At 70.8% G+C, this 15,560-nt stretch carries 19 protein-coding genes; 4 read left to right on the forward strand and 15 right to left on the reverse strand.

Annotation, left to right across the window (positions count from 1 at the left end; translation table 11 throughout):
- Nucleotides 1–123 precede the first annotated feature (123 nt).
- From QMO56_RS19450 to QMO56_RS19490, 9 genes are all read right to left on the reverse strand, one after another.
- Nucleotides 124–831, reverse strand: a complete 708-nt coding sequence (locus QMO56_RS19450; RefSeq protein ID WP_283528486.1) for a phosphatase PAP2 family protein — start codon at nucleotides 829–831, stop codon at nucleotides 124–126.
- On the reverse strand, nucleotides 828–2,324 hold the full coding sequence (locus tag QMO56_RS19455) for a cell wall metabolism sensor histidine kinase WalK (RefSeq protein ID WP_283528488.1): 1,497 nt from the start codon (nucleotides 2,322–2,324) through the stop codon (nucleotides 828–830). The genes QMO56_RS19450 and QMO56_RS19455 overlap by 4 nt, the downstream gene beginning before the upstream one ends.
- A 3-nt stretch (nucleotides 2,325–2,327) precedes the next feature.
- Nucleotides 2,328–2,960 (reverse strand): DedA family protein, encoded by a 633-nt coding sequence (locus QMO56_RS19460; protein WP_283528490.1) that lies wholly within the window; start codon nucleotides 2,958–2,960, stop codon nucleotides 2,328–2,330.
- Between the two features lie 90 nt (nucleotides 2,961–3,050).
- Entirely contained in the window at nucleotides 3,051–3,824 is a 774-nt protein-coding gene (locus tag QMO56_RS19465; protein ID WP_283528492.1) for a hypothetical protein, read from the reverse strand.
- Between the two features lie 181 nt (nucleotides 3,825–4,005).
- Nucleotides 4,006–4,707, reverse strand: coding sequence for a response regulator transcription factor (locus QMO56_RS19470; RefSeq protein ID WP_283528494.1), 702 nt, complete (start codon nucleotides 4,705–4,707; stop codon nucleotides 4,006–4,008).
- Entirely contained in the window at nucleotides 4,704–5,321 is a 618-nt protein-coding gene (locus tag QMO56_RS19475) for a cytochrome b/b6 domain-containing protein (protein ID WP_283528495.1), read from the reverse strand. The genes QMO56_RS19470 and QMO56_RS19475 overlap by 4 nt, the downstream gene beginning before the upstream one ends.
- A complete protein-coding gene (locus tag QMO56_RS19480) occupies nucleotides 5,314–5,889 on the reverse strand; it encodes a hypothetical protein (RefSeq protein WP_283528497.1) in 576 nt (191 codons plus the stop codon). The genes QMO56_RS19475 and QMO56_RS19480 overlap by 8 nt, the downstream gene beginning before the upstream one ends.
- Complete coding sequence (locus QMO56_RS19485; protein ID WP_283528499.1) at nucleotides 5,886–6,659, reverse strand: ABC transporter permease; 774 nt, start codon at nucleotides 6,657–6,659, stop codon at nucleotides 5,886–5,888. Before QMO56_RS19485 ends, QMO56_RS19480 begins: the two co-directional genes overlap by 4 nt.
- A complete protein-coding gene (locus QMO56_RS19490) occupies nucleotides 6,656–7,588 on the reverse strand; it encodes an ABC transporter ATP-binding protein (protein WP_283528501.1) in 933 nt (310 codons plus the stop codon). The genes QMO56_RS19485 and QMO56_RS19490 overlap by 4 nt, the downstream gene beginning before the upstream one ends.
- 352 nt (nucleotides 7,589–7,940) lie before the next feature.
- Here QMO56_RS19490 and QMO56_RS19495 point away from each other — a divergent pair, with 352 nt between their 5' ends.
- The 4 genes from QMO56_RS19495 (at nucleotide 7,941) to QMO56_RS19510 (ending at nucleotide 9,852) form a co-directional block, all read left to right on the forward strand.
- On the forward strand, nucleotides 7,941–8,198 hold the full coding sequence (locus QMO56_RS19495; RefSeq protein ID WP_283528502.1) for a hypothetical protein: 258 nt from the start codon (nucleotides 7,941–7,943) through the stop codon (nucleotides 8,196–8,198).
- A gap of 2 nt (nucleotides 8,199–8,200) precedes the next feature.
- The gene (locus tag QMO56_RS19500) at nucleotides 8,201–8,431 is read left to right on the forward strand and encodes a hypothetical protein (RefSeq protein ID WP_283528504.1); all 231 of its coding nucleotides are present in this window, start codon (nucleotides 8,201–8,203) and stop codon (nucleotides 8,429–8,431) included.
- A 789-nt stretch (nucleotides 8,432–9,220) separates the two neighbouring features.
- Nucleotides 9,221–9,409, forward strand: coding sequence for a hypothetical protein (locus tag QMO56_RS19505; RefSeq protein ID WP_283528506.1), 189 nt, complete (start codon nucleotides 9,221–9,223; stop codon nucleotides 9,407–9,409).
- A 266-nt stretch (nucleotides 9,410–9,675) separates the two neighbouring features.
- Nucleotides 9,676–9,852, forward strand: coding sequence for a hypothetical protein (locus QMO56_RS19510; RefSeq protein WP_283528507.1), 177 nt, complete (start codon nucleotides 9,676–9,678; stop codon nucleotides 9,850–9,852).
- 273 nt (nucleotides 9,853–10,125) lie between these two features.
- Here QMO56_RS19510 and QMO56_RS19515 read toward each other — a convergent pair whose 3' ends face one another.
- The 6 genes from QMO56_RS19515 to QMO56_RS19540 form a co-directional block, all read right to left on the reverse strand.
- The gene (locus QMO56_RS19515; protein ID WP_283528509.1) at nucleotides 10,126–11,370 is read right to left on the reverse strand and encodes an acyltransferase family protein; all 1,245 of its coding nucleotides are present in this window, start codon (nucleotides 11,368–11,370) and stop codon (nucleotides 10,126–10,128) included.
- Nucleotides 11,371–11,636: 266 nt separating this feature from the next.
- On the reverse strand, nucleotides 11,637–11,765 hold the full coding sequence (locus tag QMO56_RS19520) for a hypothetical protein (protein WP_283528511.1): 129 nt from the start codon (nucleotides 11,763–11,765) through the stop codon (nucleotides 11,637–11,639).
- Between the two features lie 51 nt (nucleotides 11,766–11,816).
- Nucleotides 11,817–12,263: a DUF411 domain-containing protein gene (locus tag QMO56_RS19525; RefSeq protein ID WP_283528513.1), complete on the reverse strand. Its 447-nt coding sequence runs from the start codon at nucleotides 12,261–12,263 to the stop codon at nucleotides 11,817–11,819.
- A gap of 32 nt (nucleotides 12,264–12,295) precedes the next feature.
- Nucleotides 12,296–13,705, reverse strand: coding sequence for a multicopper oxidase family protein (locus tag QMO56_RS19530; RefSeq protein WP_283528515.1), 1,410 nt, complete (start codon nucleotides 13,703–13,705; stop codon nucleotides 12,296–12,298).
- An 88-nt stretch (nucleotides 13,706–13,793) separates the two neighbouring features.
- Complete coding sequence (locus QMO56_RS19535) at nucleotides 13,794–14,201, reverse strand: hypothetical protein (RefSeq protein WP_283528517.1); 408 nt, start codon at nucleotides 14,199–14,201, stop codon at nucleotides 13,794–13,796.
- Between the two features lie 11 nt (nucleotides 14,202–14,212).
- Nucleotides 14,213–15,544, reverse strand: a complete 1,332-nt coding sequence (locus QMO56_RS19540; RefSeq protein ID WP_349362373.1) for a protein-disulfide reductase DsbD domain-containing protein — start codon at nucleotides 15,542–15,544, stop codon at nucleotides 14,213–14,215.
- Between the last annotated feature and the right edge of the window lie 16 nt (nucleotides 15,545–15,560).

The raw sequence follows: 15,560 nt of genomic DNA on the forward strand, positions 1-15,560 counted from the left end.
AAGGCGTTTGGTGGCCGGGCGTGAGGCGGCGCCCTGCGGTGGGCGGGCGTCTTCGCGCCGCCTGGGGGAGCGAGGAGCGGTCAGGGTTGCCCGAGGGTAGGCGGCAGGACGACGGCTGGCCGGTCAGGGCGGCGGGCGCGGGGCGGCCCTCTCCAGCCAGAGCGCGGTGGCCCAGCAGACCGCCGCCCAGGCGGCGCCCAACGTCCACCCCGCGAGCACATCGGTCGGCCAGTGGACGCCGAGATAGACGCGGCTGACGCCCACGATCAGTGCGAGCAGCGCGGCGACGGAGGAGACGTAGACCTTGAGGCGCCGGTCCGGCTGCACGCGGGCCAGCAGCGCCCCGACGGTCAGGAACACGGCCGCCGACAGGGTGGCGTGCCCGCTCGGAAAGCTCGCCGTGAAGACCTGCACGGCATGCGGCACCAGTTCCGGCCGGGGCCGTCCGTACCAGTCCTTCAGCCCAGACTCGAGCGCCAGCGCGCCAAGCGCGGTCGCGGAGAGCGTCAGCGCCTCCGCCCGCTTCCGGGCCAGCGCCAGGTACAACACCACCGTGATAACCAGGAGGCTCAGGACGCTGGTTCCGCCGAGCGCGGTGAAGTCGCGTCCCACCACCTCCAGCCAAGGCGGCCCGATCGGGTTGGCGGCGTCGCCCGGCTCGCGCAGGGCGAGGAGCAGCCTGCGGTCGAAGGCCCGCGTATCGCCCTCGGTCATTTCGCCCGCCAGGGCGAGGAAGAGCCAGACCGCGCCCGCCGCGCCGCCAAGCAGCCCGATCGGCAGGTACTCCCGGCTGAGAAGCCGCTTCGCGACGGCGATGCCTGACATCCTCATCCCCGGCTCTCCGGTTGTTTGGGCACGGCCTGGGCCGAACCCGCGTTTGACGGGAAAGGAAACCGCAGCGTGACGCGCAGGCCTCGCCCCTCCTGCCCGGTGGCGCCCAGCTCCAGCGCGGCGTCATGCAGCTTCGCCACCGCCGCGACCAGCGCGAGGCCCAGGCCGCTGCCGCCGTCCGAGCGGCTCGGGTCCAGGCGATGGAAGGGCCGCAGTACCTGTGCGCGCGCCTCAGGAGGAATGCCCGGTCCATCGTCCTCGACGACAAGCGCCGGTCCGGCAGGCAGCCGGGCGCCGGGCACCCGGACCCGGATGACGGTCCCCGGCGGCGTATGGCGCAGCGCGTTCTCCAGCAGATTGGCCAGCGCCTGCATCAGCAGCTCGCGGTCGCCGCGCACCGTCACGCCCGGTGCGATGGCGGTGGTCAGGGTGCGTCCGCCATCCTCGGCCGAGGGGCCATAGGCCTCCGCCAGATCGGTGGCGATGGCGGAGAGGTCCACCGGCGCGAAGGCGGCGCGGCGCGCGCCCGCCTCGACCTGGGCGATGCGCAGCAGGGCGGCGAAGCTGCGCAGGATCGCATCCGTCTCGGCGAGCGCCGCGTCCATGGCCGCCCGGTACGCCTCGGGCGTCGCGGCCCCGTCGCGGGCCGCCTCCAGGCCCTGGCGCAACCGCGCCAGCGGCGTCCGGAGGTCGTGCGCGATCGCCGCGCTGGCGTGCCGCAGTTCCTCCATGAGGTCGCGGATGCGGTCGAGCATCGCGTTGATGGCGCCACCCAGGCGGTCCATCTCGTCGGCCGGACCGGTGGCGCGGACGGGAACCCGGCGCTCCAGCGCGCCATGCGCGATCGCCTCGGCGGTCGCGGCGATCGCATCCACCCGGCGCAGGAAGCCATGCGCCACCAGCACGCCGCCGCCGAGGCCGAGCAGCAGCATGACGCCGCCCGCCCAGAAGAAGGCGCCTTCGATCAGGTCGGCGGTCTCGTCGAGGCTTGTCGCGTCGCGCGCCACCGCCAGCAGGCCGCCATCCGGCAGCGGCACCGCCCGGCCGAGGAGGGCCGACTGGTCCTCGTCCTGGCCCTCGTCCTGGCTCTCGAACCAGCCGTCGGCGGCGCGGCGCGGCAGGGCGGGCAGGTCGCCCGCCAGGCGCCGCCCCGCGGCGTCCTCGACCGCGAAGCGCAGGCCCGAACGCAGCCTCTCGGCGCCTTCCTGGCCTGCCAGGATCCGGGCGAGGCCTTCGGCGGTGGTGCCGCCATGGCTCTCGCCGCCTTGCAGCAGGTCGGCGATGTCGGCCGCCACGGCGTTGCTGATCTGCTGCCGGAGCGCTCCCACCGTGACCCAGTGGACCAGGACGAACAGCACCACCGAGGACAGCACGAACACCGCCGCGTAGAGCAGCGCGAGCCGCACGCCCGACGAGTTGCGCAGCCGGGCCAGGCTGACCAGATCCTGGCGCCAGGATCTCCACGCACGGGGGCCGGGATGGTCGGCGCGCATCCTTCAGGGCCGCCGCGGCCGGAGATGGCGCCACACGAACCAGCCGAGACCGAGCACGAGGAGGGCGAGCACAACGGCATCGAAGCGGTGCATGACGGCGCGCAGCCGCGGGTCGGTGTTCCAGCGTTCGCCGAGCAGGTACCCGGCATAGGCGAGCGCGTAGCACCAGGGCCAGGAGCCCAGGAAGGTGTAGAGCTGGAAGGGGAGCTGCCGCATCCGGGTGATCCCGGCGGGCAGCGCGATGAAGGTGCGGATCACCGGCAGCAGCCGGGCGACGAAGACCGCCGGGGCGCCGAACCGATGGAAGAAGCGTTCGGCGCGCTCCAGGTCCTCCGGCCTGAGCAGGATGAACCGGCCCCAGCGCTCGATGAGCCTGCGGCCGCCGCGGGCGCCGACGGCGTAGGCGGCCGAGGAGCCGATGTTGCATCCGACCGCCCCCGCCGTCGCCGCGAGGGCGAGGCTGAAGCGGCCGGTCGAGGCGAGGTATCCCGCGAAGGGCATGATGACCTCGGAGGGCAGCGGGATGCAGGCCGACTCGGCGGCCATGAGCGCGGCGACGCCGCCGTAGCCGGTGGCTGCGATGAAGGCGACGATCCAGGCCGCCATCGAGCCCAGAATGCTGTCCAGCAGGATCATTCTCCTTGGTCTCGGGTTCGGTCTGCGCCTGGCGGCGGCGCTCCGGTGGTCGCGCAGCCTCGGGGCGGGGCGCCGCCCGCCCCGGTCGGCTTAGATGGCTTCTTCGCCCTCAACGCGGCGGCTTCCCGCCAGGCGGGGCAGCAGCAGGATGCAGGCCAGCATGAAGACGGCGAGGACCGCCGAGGCCGTGTACCGGCTCAAAGCCATTCCGCCGTCCGCCACCGGCTTGTCGAGGAAGTCGCCCACCGTCGCCCCAAGCGGGCGGGTCAGGATGAAGGCGGCCCAGAACAGCAGCGTGCGGGACACGTCCGTCCAGAAATAGGCCCCGGCGACCACCGCCAGGCCCGCGCCGAAGACCAGGGCCCCGCCGCCATAGCCGAGGCTGGTGTCGGCGAGGAAGTCGCCCAACGCCGTACCCAGCGTCTGCGAGAACATGATGGTCGCCCAGTAGAACACCTCGGCCTTGCGGGACCGGATGCCCTCCACCGCGACGGAGCCGAGCGACCAGTGCCAGAGGCCGAGCGTCGCCATCAGCAGCGCGAAGAGGAGCAGCGACCCGCCGGTGTAGCCGATGCCGAGGGAGCGGTCGGCGAAGTCGGCCAGGGTGGTCCCGGCCGTCGTGGTGGCGACGATCGCGGTCCAGTAGACGAGCGGATGGAACCGGTGCGCGCTGACCTGGGCGCTGACGGCGGCGGCGACGGCCACCGCGAAGATGGCGGTTCCCGCCAGGTAGCCGAGGCCCAGGGACATGGTCACCGCGTCGCCGCCGGTCTCGCCGAGCGTGGTGGCGGCGATCTTGATGATCCAGAAGCCGAGGGTGACCTCGGGGACCTTGCTCAGGCCGTTTTCGGGGCTGCCTCGCATGCTCATCCTTTCCTGCCGTTGGCGCGGGACGGCACGCCAGGCTGGCTGTCCGGTCGGCGCGCGCGGCCGCACCCTGGCCGCGGTCGCCTTGGAGGGGCCTTCCCGGGAGATTGGGATTTCGCAATGCGGCAAGGCCGAGCCCGCCTGGCGGCGCTTCATGGCGCGCGCACCCCGGCAGGCGTCAGCATGAGGCCTGCGGCGAGGCCTGCTCCGGTGCGCGGAGGCAATACCCCGCGCCCCGCACCGTCTGGATCAGCTCCCCGCCGAAGCCGCGGTCCACCTTGCCGCGCAGGCGGCTGACATGCGTCTCGACGATGTTCGTCTGCGGGTCGAAGTGGAAATCCCACACCTTCTCCAGCAGCATGCTGCGCGTCACCACCTGGCCCACGTGGCGCATCAGGCACTCCAGCAGGCGGAACTCGCGCGGCTGGAGCTCCACCCGCTGTCCGCCGCGGGTGACGGTGCGCTTGAGCAGGTCCATCTCAAGGTCGGCCACGCGCAGCCGCGTCGGCTCGGCGCCGAGCGGCGGGCGGCGGGCGAGGGCGTTGAGGCGGGCGAGCAGCTCGGCCAAGGCGAAAGGCTTCACCAGGTAGTCGTCGGCGCCCGCGTTGAGTCCATCCACGCGGTCGTCGATCCCGCCCATGGTGGTCAGCAGCAGGATCGGCGCGCGGACCCCCGCGGCGCGCACGGTGCGGACGATTCCCGCGCCGTCCAGCCCCGGCAGCATCCGGTCGATCACCATGAGGTCGTAGGGCTCCGCCGCCGCCAGGAACAGCCCGTCGCGGCCGTTCGCCGCGGTGTCGACCACGTAGCCCGCCTCGGTCAGCCCCTTGGCCAGGTACTCCCGTGTCGACGCGTCGTCCTCGACCACCAGGATCTTCATCGGCCGCCCTCCTGCCTGGCGCGTGCCCGCGCCAGGAACATATAGCCCAGCCGCCCCTCGCCGGAGATCTCGTGCAGCAGGGCGACGCCGACATGGCCGCCAAGATAGGCCCAGAGCACGCTCACCAGCGCGGAGTGCAGCGCCAGCAGGGTTCCGAGGCCGCCGAACCAGCCGAGCGCGCCCGTCGCCGCCACGGCCGCCACGGTGAGCAGGCCAAGCCCATGCACTGCGGGCGCCAGGGCCGCGCGGGTGTCGGCGGCCTGCGGCAGGCGCGCGGCGCCGAGCTTCCGGGCCACCCACAGCGCGTCCGCCCGGAGCGCGGCGCGGCGGTGCGCCGAGAACCACGGAAAGAGTGCGCCCGCTGGCGCCACCCGGCGCCCGGGGCCGACGAGGGCTGCCCACCAGAGCAGCGCCACGGCGCCTGCAGCACCGAGGCCGAGGAGCCTGTGCGCGAGGAACCAAACGCCACCGCCACCATCACCGTCCACTGGCGACGACATGATCGATCCGGTCGTGAGTTGCGCGGCCACGAGCGCCGCGACCGCCAGATGCGCGCGGCGCGTCGCGGCCGAGGGTGAGGGCTCCCCCATGGGCGGCGGGTTGGATTCAGGCATCGTCGTCTCCCTTGGCCATGGTCAGGCGCAGCGCCAGAAGGCCGCCGAGAGCAAGAGGGAGCCCCAGCGCGACCGGCAGTACGCGGCGGGATTCGACCACCGGCTTCGGTGCCACCGCGAAGGTCTCACTCGCGCCGACCGCGGGAACCGGCGCGGCGCGGGTGGCGGCGCTGACCAGCACACGGTAGGTGCCGGGCGAGATCAGCCGCAGCGTCCAGTCGCTGCGGGCCTCGCCGCCCGGCGCCATGGCGGGGATGGTCAGCGCCTTGTTGGCGCTCCAGTCCTCGAGATCGATCGCCTCCTCGTGGCCCGCGTCGACCCGCAGGATGGTCAGCCAGGCCATCACGCCGCCGACGGGTGCCGAGGCGGGGTTCCGCAGCGTGGTGTGGAAGCTCATCCGGTCGCCCATCCGAGGCGCGGCGGGGTTGGCCGGGTCGGGTGCGAGGCCGACCTTCAGTGGCGCGGACGCGGGCGGGGCAGCCGAGGGGGCCGCCCAGGCAAGCCGCGGGACGGCGGGGCCCAGGGTGGCGAGCAGCGCCAGGACGGCCAGGGGCACGGATGCCTTCATGCCACGATCTCCTCTCCGGGGCGGCGCGGCGGGCGGAGGGCCCGCAGCGCGGCGGCATAGGCCAGTCCCCACCAGGCGAGCACCAGGGCCAGATGCCAGCCCTGCGCCGCGAGGCCCTGGCCGTCGATCACCATGGCGTCCAGCGCGTTCGTGGCGCCCGAGAACGGGTTCACGGCGTCGAATCCCTGCCCGATGGCGGACTGGCGCAGGCTCGGTCCGAGCAGCAGGGGGCTCGCCACCAGCAGCAGCGCGATGAGCGAGGCGAGGAGCGCGGCCCGCGCCGAACGCAGCCGCGCCCCGAGGGCCATCGCCGCCGCCCCTGCGGCCAGGGCCACGGGGGTGCCGAACAGCAGCAGGCCGAGCAGCGCGGCGCCGAGGTTCTGGCCCGTGCTGCCCACCGCCCAGAGATAGGGCGCGGAGATCGCCAGCATGGCCGACCAGGCCAGCGCCTGGCCGCCGAGCCTGCCGAGCACGATCGAACGGCGGGGCGAGGCGGTGGCCAGCAGGGGCAGCAGCGCGCCGCGCTCCCGCTCTCCCGCCACCGCGTCCACCCCCGAGACCAGCGCGAGGAGCGCGCCGAGGGCGATCGTCAGGCCCGCCATGTCATAGACGACCTGCGCGTTGTCCAGCAGGCCCAGCTCGGTGCTGCCGACCAGCAGCAGGGCGAAGCCGGAGAGCACCCCCGCGGCGGCCAGCAGCCAGGCCAAGCCCCGCGGGCTGCACAGCAGCTCGCCTCCCTCGCGGCGGGCGATCGCCAGGGCGGGGCTCATGACACGGGTCCCGCGTCATTCGCCGCCTGGGAGGCCGCCTCCGCCGGTTGGGGGGGATGCACCGGGCCGGGCTCGGTCAGGGCCAGGTAGAACGCCTCCAGGCCGCCGCCCTCCGCCCGCGCTTCGCAGATCGGCCAGCCGGAGAAGAGCAGCGTGCGCCAGACCGTGGCGGGCGTGGCGCCGGGCTCCAGTTCGACCGCGATTTCGTCGGCGGCCTGGTGCACCACCCGCATCGGCAGCGGGCTGCCTCTGGCGAGCGCCTCCGCCGGAAGGGGTCCGTCGAGGCGCAGCCGGAAGCGCTGGCTCCCGGCACGGCCGACCAGTTCGCCGAGCGCACCCTCCGCCACGGTGCGGCCCTCGACCAGGACGGCGATAGTGTCGCAGATCCGCGCGACGTCCTCCAGCAGGTGCGTGCAGAGGAGCACACCGACGCCGCGCCGCCGGGCCAGGCCGCGCAGCAGCTCGAGAAGCTGCCGCCGCCCGCGCGGGTCGAGGCCATTGGTCGGCTCGTCGAGGATGAGCAGCTCGGGCGATGCGACCAGCGCGCGGGCCACCGCCAGTCGGCGGCGCATCCCCTGGGAGAAGCGCGCCGCGGGGAGCCTGGGCGGGGGCGCAAGCCCGACCTCATCGAGCAGCGCCGCCGCCTCCTCCGGCCCGAGCGGGCGGCCCTGAAGGAGGGCCCAGTGCTGCAAGTAATCCCCTGCGGTCATCCACTCCGTCAGGCCATCCCCCTCCGGCACGAGGCCGAGGCGCGCGCGCAACGCGTCCGGTGCGGTGAGCGGATCCTCGCCGAACAGCCGCACCCGGCCTGTCTCCGGCACGAGCAGGCCGAGCGCGGCGAGGATCGTGGTGGTCTTGCCCGCGCCGTTGGGGCCGAGCAGGCCGCATACTTCCCCGCGCGCTACGTGCAGCCGCACGTCGCGCAGCACGGGTCGCGCCGCGCGCCTAACTCGAAGTCCCTCGATGGCGAGCAGCAGGGGTGGCAGGATGCCCGTCCCGGCGGCCTGCTTTCCCGGACCTGCGGAAGAGGGTGGTCGCGGGTCCTTCGTGGCTGCTGGCCCTGTTCGCGCCACCGCGTCCGGCGCAAACGCCGCGGCAGCCGGTATGCGGTCCTGCATCATGATCGGTCTCCTTCCCGCGGCGGCCCTAATTCGAGCCGACGGGAGCGAAGACTGCCGCCGTCGCGCAGACGGCGCTTTGGCGGCAACTATACGCTTTGCCAATGTTGCGCCGCGCTCCTCGCCGCCGCCTTTGCAGCGGGCGAGGTGGTCTACGTACTAAATGTTGGTCGAGCGCCTCCAGGGCAAGGGTGGCAGCGAGCGCACCGACATGTGGATGATCTACGTCGCGGTCGCGGTCGACCTCGCGGCGGGGCAGGTGGTGGCTGATCTGCCGGAGGGCTACGCGACGGTGGCGAACTTCCGCGACAAGGAAGTACCACGAAGGAAGCGCATGCTGCTCTCGACCTCCTTCTTCCTCTACGTCGTAGGCGCGGCGCTGCTTGCTTACTTCCTCGTCCGGGCCACCCCGAAGGCCTGAAGATGGCCGCCCTCGTCTTCGTGGCCGGTCTACTCACCGTCGCCGCCGTGGAGGACATGCTGGAGGAGGCGCATGAGGCCCGTGAGGACAACCGTCTGTCGGTTCTCGCCTTTATCGCGGGTTTCGCGTTCTTCACGCTGGTCTCGACGAGAGTGGAGACGGTGCTGGGCGCAAGCGATGGCGCAGGAGCCATCGGGGGTACCGTCCCGGGCGTGAATGCGGGAGGAGACTGATGCCTGACCATAGCTGTCCGGTGCACCTTCCGCTTCAACGGGAATCGCCGCAGTCCCGGCCGGTCAGCTGCGCAACGCCTTTAAAGCCCGCATGGCTCTCGCCCAGGCGCTCGATCTCGTGCGCAAGGCGCTCCTAGTCGAGCTCGAGCGCGTCAATGCCGCCGCGTCCATTCCACGAAGTCCTGCGCGTAGAGCGCGGCCGCATGGGCCGCCGGGGTTGAACCCACCATTCCTGATTTCCTTTCGGGAAGAAGACTTCGCACTTCACCGCCTCGCGCCGTGGTCGGGAGCGCCATCGCGAGGAGGGGCGGTTGTCGCGCCCGCAAGCAGGAATCAGCCGCCAACGAAGTCGACGCTGCATCCCGCGCTATCGATGAGGAAGCTGACGACCTGCGGATCGTTCGACTGGTCCAGGCGGACCTCGCCTGACTTCACGTCCGTCTCCACCATGACGAGGTCACCGAAGTGTGCCTTGAGCTTCTGGCGGACACGCTCTGCCGCATGCTCGTCACCCGGTAAGTCTACATTCTGTCCTCCTTCCAGGCGCCCGGCCCGCGCGGAGCTAAGAGCTACGGTGGCGTGGCGAGCACACGAGCTCGTTTTCGGGCCTTGTCACCAACTCGCGCCGCGGCATCGGGTTGACGGCACCACGGCGGCTGGGACGGCGTGACAGGCAAGTCGCGATGCGGTGAGCCTGCAAGCCGCTGAGCTGACTGCGTGCGGGGATGCTCCCCGTTACGGTGAGGCCCCATATCCCTGGTTCCCTCAAGCCTAGGAGGAGGCCACCCCATGGCGCTTCGCCGCCCGTCGCTGGAAAGGCGCATCCTTGCCGCTTTCCAGCATGCTCTCGCCGAGGGCCGTTTTGATGTCGCGGAACACCTCCTGTGTGCCCTGGAAACTCTGGTCCCGGATGGCGCGCCGGGAACGGCACTCTCGGCGGCTTACCTGTCGGCTGCGGAGCCTGACCCACAAAGCTGAGGCGATTGCTCGCTCGACCAGCCGCTTGCGACGTAGACTCGCCGCCGAAGGTTGGATGGGGCGGCATCTTCATGGACCGCCATCACTGGAGCCGGAGTGATGCGGAGGGCCACGCGACGCGGACACCGTCTGCCGGACATGTTTTTAATGTGACGGCGAACCGCTTCCTCGCAGCGTTTGTTGGGAACACGCCAGTACGTCGCTTGCGGTCGTCTCGCGTTCTGCGACCGGGCCTCTGCCGTTCCTCAGAATTCGAAAGGCATCCCATGCACGCACAAGAGATGATCCGCCCACACCCGCAGGTGAAGGGCAACGTCAACGGCGCGCTGATCCGGTGCATCGAGGAGTGCTACGCCTGCGCCCAGACTTGCACCGCCTGCGCCGACGCCTGCCCCCGCTGCGAGACGGCCTGCCAGGAGGCGGCGGCCAGCATCACCGTCTGACGCCTGCCGCCGTGCCGGGGGCGGTTATGGCCCCCGGCGCGTCCAGTTGCCTCAGCCGCTCGCCCCGGCTGCCTGCCGTCCAGCCGTGTGCTGGCGGGCCACGGCGCCGAACCTTGCGAAGCCCGTCAGCGGCTGACTTGCCCTCTCCTCACAACGGGAATCTCCACCTCTGCCCGCGAACGCACTGCGAAGAAGGTATCCATGCCGCGCACCAAGATCAGCGCTGCGCCGGCGGGGCCGCCTCGGGCGTAACATCCATGTTGGTGACACGACTCAGCGGTTGAGGCGGCCCGCAAGAGGAGATGCTCCCTGACCTGCTGCTGGCATGCCCCTGCCAGCGTCGGGCTCCGTGCCGTTGAACAGAAAGGTCAGGAGCGGGCTGGCGCGGACGATGCGGCAGAAGCCGTAGGATCCTGCTGTCGAAAGCAGGATGATCAGCACGATCTCCACTTCGGCAGGCAGCGGCACCGCCAGGAAGGCCACCGACAGCCAAAGCACGAAAGCCACGTGGACGAGGTACATAGTCATGGCGACGTCCACCATGGCGCGCGAGAAGCGCGTCCGGCGGTCGAGCCATCGGCGTGCGGCTGAGAGCAGCACGTGCGAGAACAGCACGCCGACGACCGGCATCAGGAAGTAGGTCACCGCGCGGCTGAGATCGTCCGCGTTGTCCTGGAGCGCCGCCATGGTGCCTGCCAACGCGAAGGCCAGCGCCCAGGCGCTCCAGCTCGGGCGTCGGAAGCCCTCCAGCCAGACCGGGCGTGCTGCAAGCAAGGCGCCCGCGAGGAACATCAGGCCATAGGCGACGAACTGCGCCGGGATGAAGATGCCGCCCAAGAGGTAGGCGGCGTCCAACAGCTTCGCTGCAGCAGCCGCCCCCAGGGTGATGAGGCCCATGGCGAGGAGGGCAACCCATCCCAGCAACGGGTGGCGGGCTAGGGCGTCTTGGGTTGCGGCCGTCGCCCGCTCAATCCGTGCGGGTCCGGTGAGCGCATAAAGACCCGCGAACAGGCCGCAGTAGGGCAGCAGGTAGATCAGGAACCAGAGGTGAACGGTCCAATTGTCTGAGGGGTGCCTGAGCTCCGCCAGAAGGGCAGGCAGGGCGTTTGCGAAGCCGCCCTGGGAGACGGCGCTCGCCATCACCATGAGTGGACTGACCAGCACCAGGGATGTGGCCAGGGGGATGCCGATACGCCTGATGCGGCCTTCGAGCCATGCGCCTGGGCCACGGCGGCAGACGAGCAGCATGGCGAAGACGCCCGCCAGCAGGAAGAAGGCGGGCATCCGGAAGGTGTGGCTGAACTGGATGAGCCAGGTCATCAGGACCGACTTGTCCGGCGAAGCGACGATCCAGGTGGCATGCGAGGCGTAGACGAGGCCGGCATGGTACGGGATGCCTGCCAGCATCAGGATGGCCCGAAGCTGGTCCAGGTCGTCCCACCTCCGGCTGGCCGCCTGCTGGGCCGCAAGCGCACCGGTGCCGGAAGATGTTCCTGGCGCGATGGTCAATCCATCCATCTCAGCGTTTCCTCACAACCGTTCCCATGCGCCCGGTGCAGTGGTGCCGGGACGGAGAATAGTGGACTCTGGCCGTCACATTTTTACGTTTGGTGTCGGGTGGGCGGCTGGGCGAGGCGTCCCGGTTCCGCCACTTTCCGGCTTCCAGGCCTGCATCACCGGCGGGGGCGACGGCACGCTGCCGATGAGGCACCCGTTCCCGGTGGCGCATGGCCAGCACCCGCCGGTGCGGAAGGACAAGGCGATCGTGAAAGCTCATCCTGGCCTCAGCCGCGAAACAGGTATTTCAGGAGGGCGGCGACGGCGAGCACAACGAGGATGACGAGGAGCAGCCAGAACGCACGCATTCCCCACATCATCCCTTCCATACCGCCGTCCATCATGCCGTTCATCATGGTTTGGCGGCCTGTTGCTGCGTCCCAATGGAAAGGATCACGACGCCCTCCTCAGACCGTCATGTAGACGCTGGAAGTACCGTCCTTGCCGATGGCGTAGACGGTGAACGGAGCTTGCTTGCTCCCCAGCATCCCCGGCGAGCCCGACGGCATGCCGGGCAGCGTGATCGCCTTCAGCGGCGGGTGCTCGACCAGCAATTTACGAACCGCCTCGATGGGAACATGGCCCGCGACCGCGTAGTCCCCGATTGTCGAGATGTGGCAGCCCTCGAGTTCCTCGGGCACGCCCGCCCACCGGCTCATCGTGTCCAGCCCGTTTGTCGGCTTCACCGTCACCGCGAACCCATGCTGGCGCAGGTAGTCGGCGTAGGCGTCGCAGCATGTGCACTGCGGGCTCTTGTAGAGCATGACCTGCCTCGGCTTCGGCACGGCTGCGAGCGCGGGCAGGGGGATGCAGGCGGCCATCAGCAGGGCGGCCCGGCGGGAGATTGGCTTCACGGATTGTCTCCGCTTGAATGGCGTAAGCTGGTTCAGGCGACCCGGATGACGGTCATCAGGCCGCTGACCTGATGGTCGATGACATGGCAATGCAGCATCCAATCGCCGGGATTGTCGGCGACGAAGGCGACCTCCACCGTCTCGCGTGGCGCGAGCAGGACGGTGTCGCCCCAGATGCTTCCAGGAACCTGGGCGCCGTCCCTGGTCAGCACCTGAACACTGTGGCCGTGCAGGTGCATCGGGTGCCACCAGGCGGTCTCGTTCTTCAGGAGGAGCGTACAGGTCCGCCCGAGCACCACGGTCAGCAGCGGCGGCATGCCCGCGTGGCCGTCTCCCATCATGGGGATGCCGTTGATGGCCCAGGCCGCGCCGTTCATCCGCATCATCATGCCCATCCCGCCCATCATCCCCCCCTGGAGCACGAGCTCGTGCCGCTCGGCGGCGGCGAGGTCCGGTTGAGGCAAAGGATTGGCGGGCAGGCGGACCGAGGCATCCAGAACGTTGTCACGCAACGGACGCCCGCTCTCGTAGGCGAGAGAGACGAGAGTGTAGGCGAGTTCGTCCTCGTAGAAGTCGTCGGTCACCGCGTAACGTCGGCCCGGCTGGCCTTCCATGTCGAGGATGAGGTCGGCGCGCATTGCGGGACCGAGCAGGAGCCGCCCTCGCATGGGCTCGTGCGGCTCGCAGGGCTGCCCGTCCAGCGCGACCACGGTCGCCCGGTGGCCTTCGAAGCGCAGGGCCATGATGCGTGCGGTGGCCGCGTTGACGATGCGCAGGCGGATGCGCTCGCCTGCACGCACCGGCACGGGCTGCGCAACCTTGCCGTTGATGGTGACGGCATTGCCGATGCGCCCCGCCATGGCCTGTTGCATGCGGCTGGCAAAGTGCGGATCGACCTGGCCATCCGGCGTCAGGCGCCAGTCCTGCACCAGCCAGACGAGTTCGCGGTCCACCTGGGGCGGCTCGGCTTCCTCCACGATGAGGGCGCCCGCCAGGCCGCGGCCCATCTGCACCAGGCTGTTGGCGTGCGGGTGGTACCAGAAGGTCCCGGCATCCGGCGGGGTGAAGGCGTATTCGAAGCTCCCACCAGGGCGGATCGGCGGCTGCGTCAAGCCAGGGACGCCGTCCATGGCGTTCGGCAGGCGGATGCCGTGGAAGTGCACCGTCGTGTCCTCGTCCAGGCCGTTTCGCACAGCAGCCTGGAAGGGCGTGTCTTGGCGGACGCGGAGCACGGGGGCGAGGCCCGCCCCGCCGTAGGCCCAGACCGCGGTCTCGGAGGCGCCGTCGCCGAGGATGGCGGCAGAAGCCGGAGCGGGCGTCAGTTGGACGGCGCCGCGCGGTGCTGCTGCCGTCGTGCGCGGGAGGGCCGCCGCCGCGGCGAACGCGCCGCCAGCTCGCAGGAACTCCCGGCGGCGCAGCGCCGGGAAGGGAAGTGTGGGCATGACTTGTCCTCGTCGTGCCCGCGCGGCAGGCCAGGGACGGCCGCCTGCGGACATGGAAATCCTGCCGCATCCGCCCCAGCGGGCGCGGTTAGACGAGGGTGGTTATTCTGGGTGGGAAGGGATCCGGCGGAAGGATCATGCCCGCTCGGCGAGGCGTTGCCTGCGGCGGGTACTCGAGTCCGACAGGGGACGGGCTCTCATAAACCGGCGGAAGCGCGGCATTGACGATGGCGCCTCCGCAGATCGCACTGCCGCAGGACATCATCTTGGTCCCAACCGGACTGGAGGGGGCTTTCTCCGGGCAGGGGTCGCAGAGCTGATCGGAGCTTCCGGCCATCGTCATGCCGCTCGTCGCGGCATCGCTGGTCACCGCCAGCGCAACGTCGGGCGGCACCGTCCCCAGCATGAAAGCCAGGGCGGTGAGCACGAGCAGCAGACGCCGGAAAAGGGTCATCCCCATGGCTAGACTATAGGCGCTGCCGGTTCTCCGCAGCAAGTTCGGCTCGCCTACTTCGCCGAGATCTTGGCCGTGCCGCTGGCGCGATGCAGCGCGCCGAGCACGGCGTCCTGGGTCAGGATTTCGGGGAGGACGATTCCGCGCGGCGCCCCTGGGCCGTAGACCGCATTGAAGGGGATTCCGAAGCGATCGTTTCGGGCCAGGTAGTCGGAGATGCGCGGGTCCGGCCGCGTCCAATCCGCCCGCATGGCGACGACGTCCGGGGCCCGGAGGGCCGCCCCCACATCAGGCTGACCGAGCACAAGGGCCTCGTTGACCTTGCAGTTGACGCACCACTCGGCCGTGACGTCCACGAACACGGTCTTTCCCTGGGCCACGAGCCGCCGGGCGGCCGCCTCGTCGAACACCGCCCAGTGCCCGGCCGCGGCCGGGGCAGCGCCCCGGAAAGGCAGGATGTCCAAGGTCCAGTTCCCACCGACGAGAGCCGTGCCCGCCGCGATCCTGCCGTGGGTCTCGGAGGCAAGCAAACCGTCCAACAGGGTCACCGTTACCGGGCTGTCCGGCAGGCCCACCGTGTCGGGCCCAGAGGTGACCGGCAGCACCGCTGTCGCGGTCCTGCCGTCCGGACCGAAGGAGAAGGCAGGCTTGCCGAAACTCCACTTACCGCTTTCCACGATCACGTCGGGCTTCGCGAGCGGCTGGCGCGAGGCGATGCGCACCTCCAGCGCCGCGGGTGTCCCAAGCCGCGCGGCGATGTCCTGGACGGCCAGTCCGGAGCCGGAGCCGTCGTCCGGCACCTGCGCTTCGTAGCGGGCAATCAGGTTGCTGGCTTCCGCGTCCGACGTGGCGGCACCCGTGGGCAGGTCGAGGGAGACGGTCAGATGCTTGGGCACGCAGACGTCGCTGCACACCAGGAGATCGGCCTGGCCGCGCAGGGCGACGCGCTCGCCCGGGCGCTTGGGGTGCACCGTCAGGGGAAAGACGACCTCGTGCAGGTAGCCGAAGGTTTCCAGGCCGAAGAGGGTGAAGCGGGTCGGTGCGGGCCAGCGCCACTCCACGGAGGCGAGGTTGGTGGACCCCGACCAGTCCACCGTGGGCGGCGCGCCAGCGTCCCCCGGCGAACGCCAGTAGGTGTCCCAGCCATCATTCAGGGACACCTGGAGCCCGGCGCGCACCTCCCCGCCGGTTCCAGCGGCGTCCGTCGCAGAGAGCAGGCGGACGCGGACGGTCTCGCCCGACGTCCACGGCCCTGTGACCGCGTGCGCCGTTGTGACCAGTGACGGGAGAAGGAGTGCAAGAAACGCGAGGGAAAGCCGGGCCAGTGGCCTCGCAGCATCCGTACTCGACTTGCTCGCTTCGAATCTCATCACGGACGTTGTCATTGTCGCCCTACATGGT

This window comes from Roseomonas sp. E05, assembly GCF_030063475.1.
GTDB lineage: Bacteria > Pseudomonadota > Alphaproteobacteria > Acetobacterales > Acetobacteraceae > Pseudoroseomonas.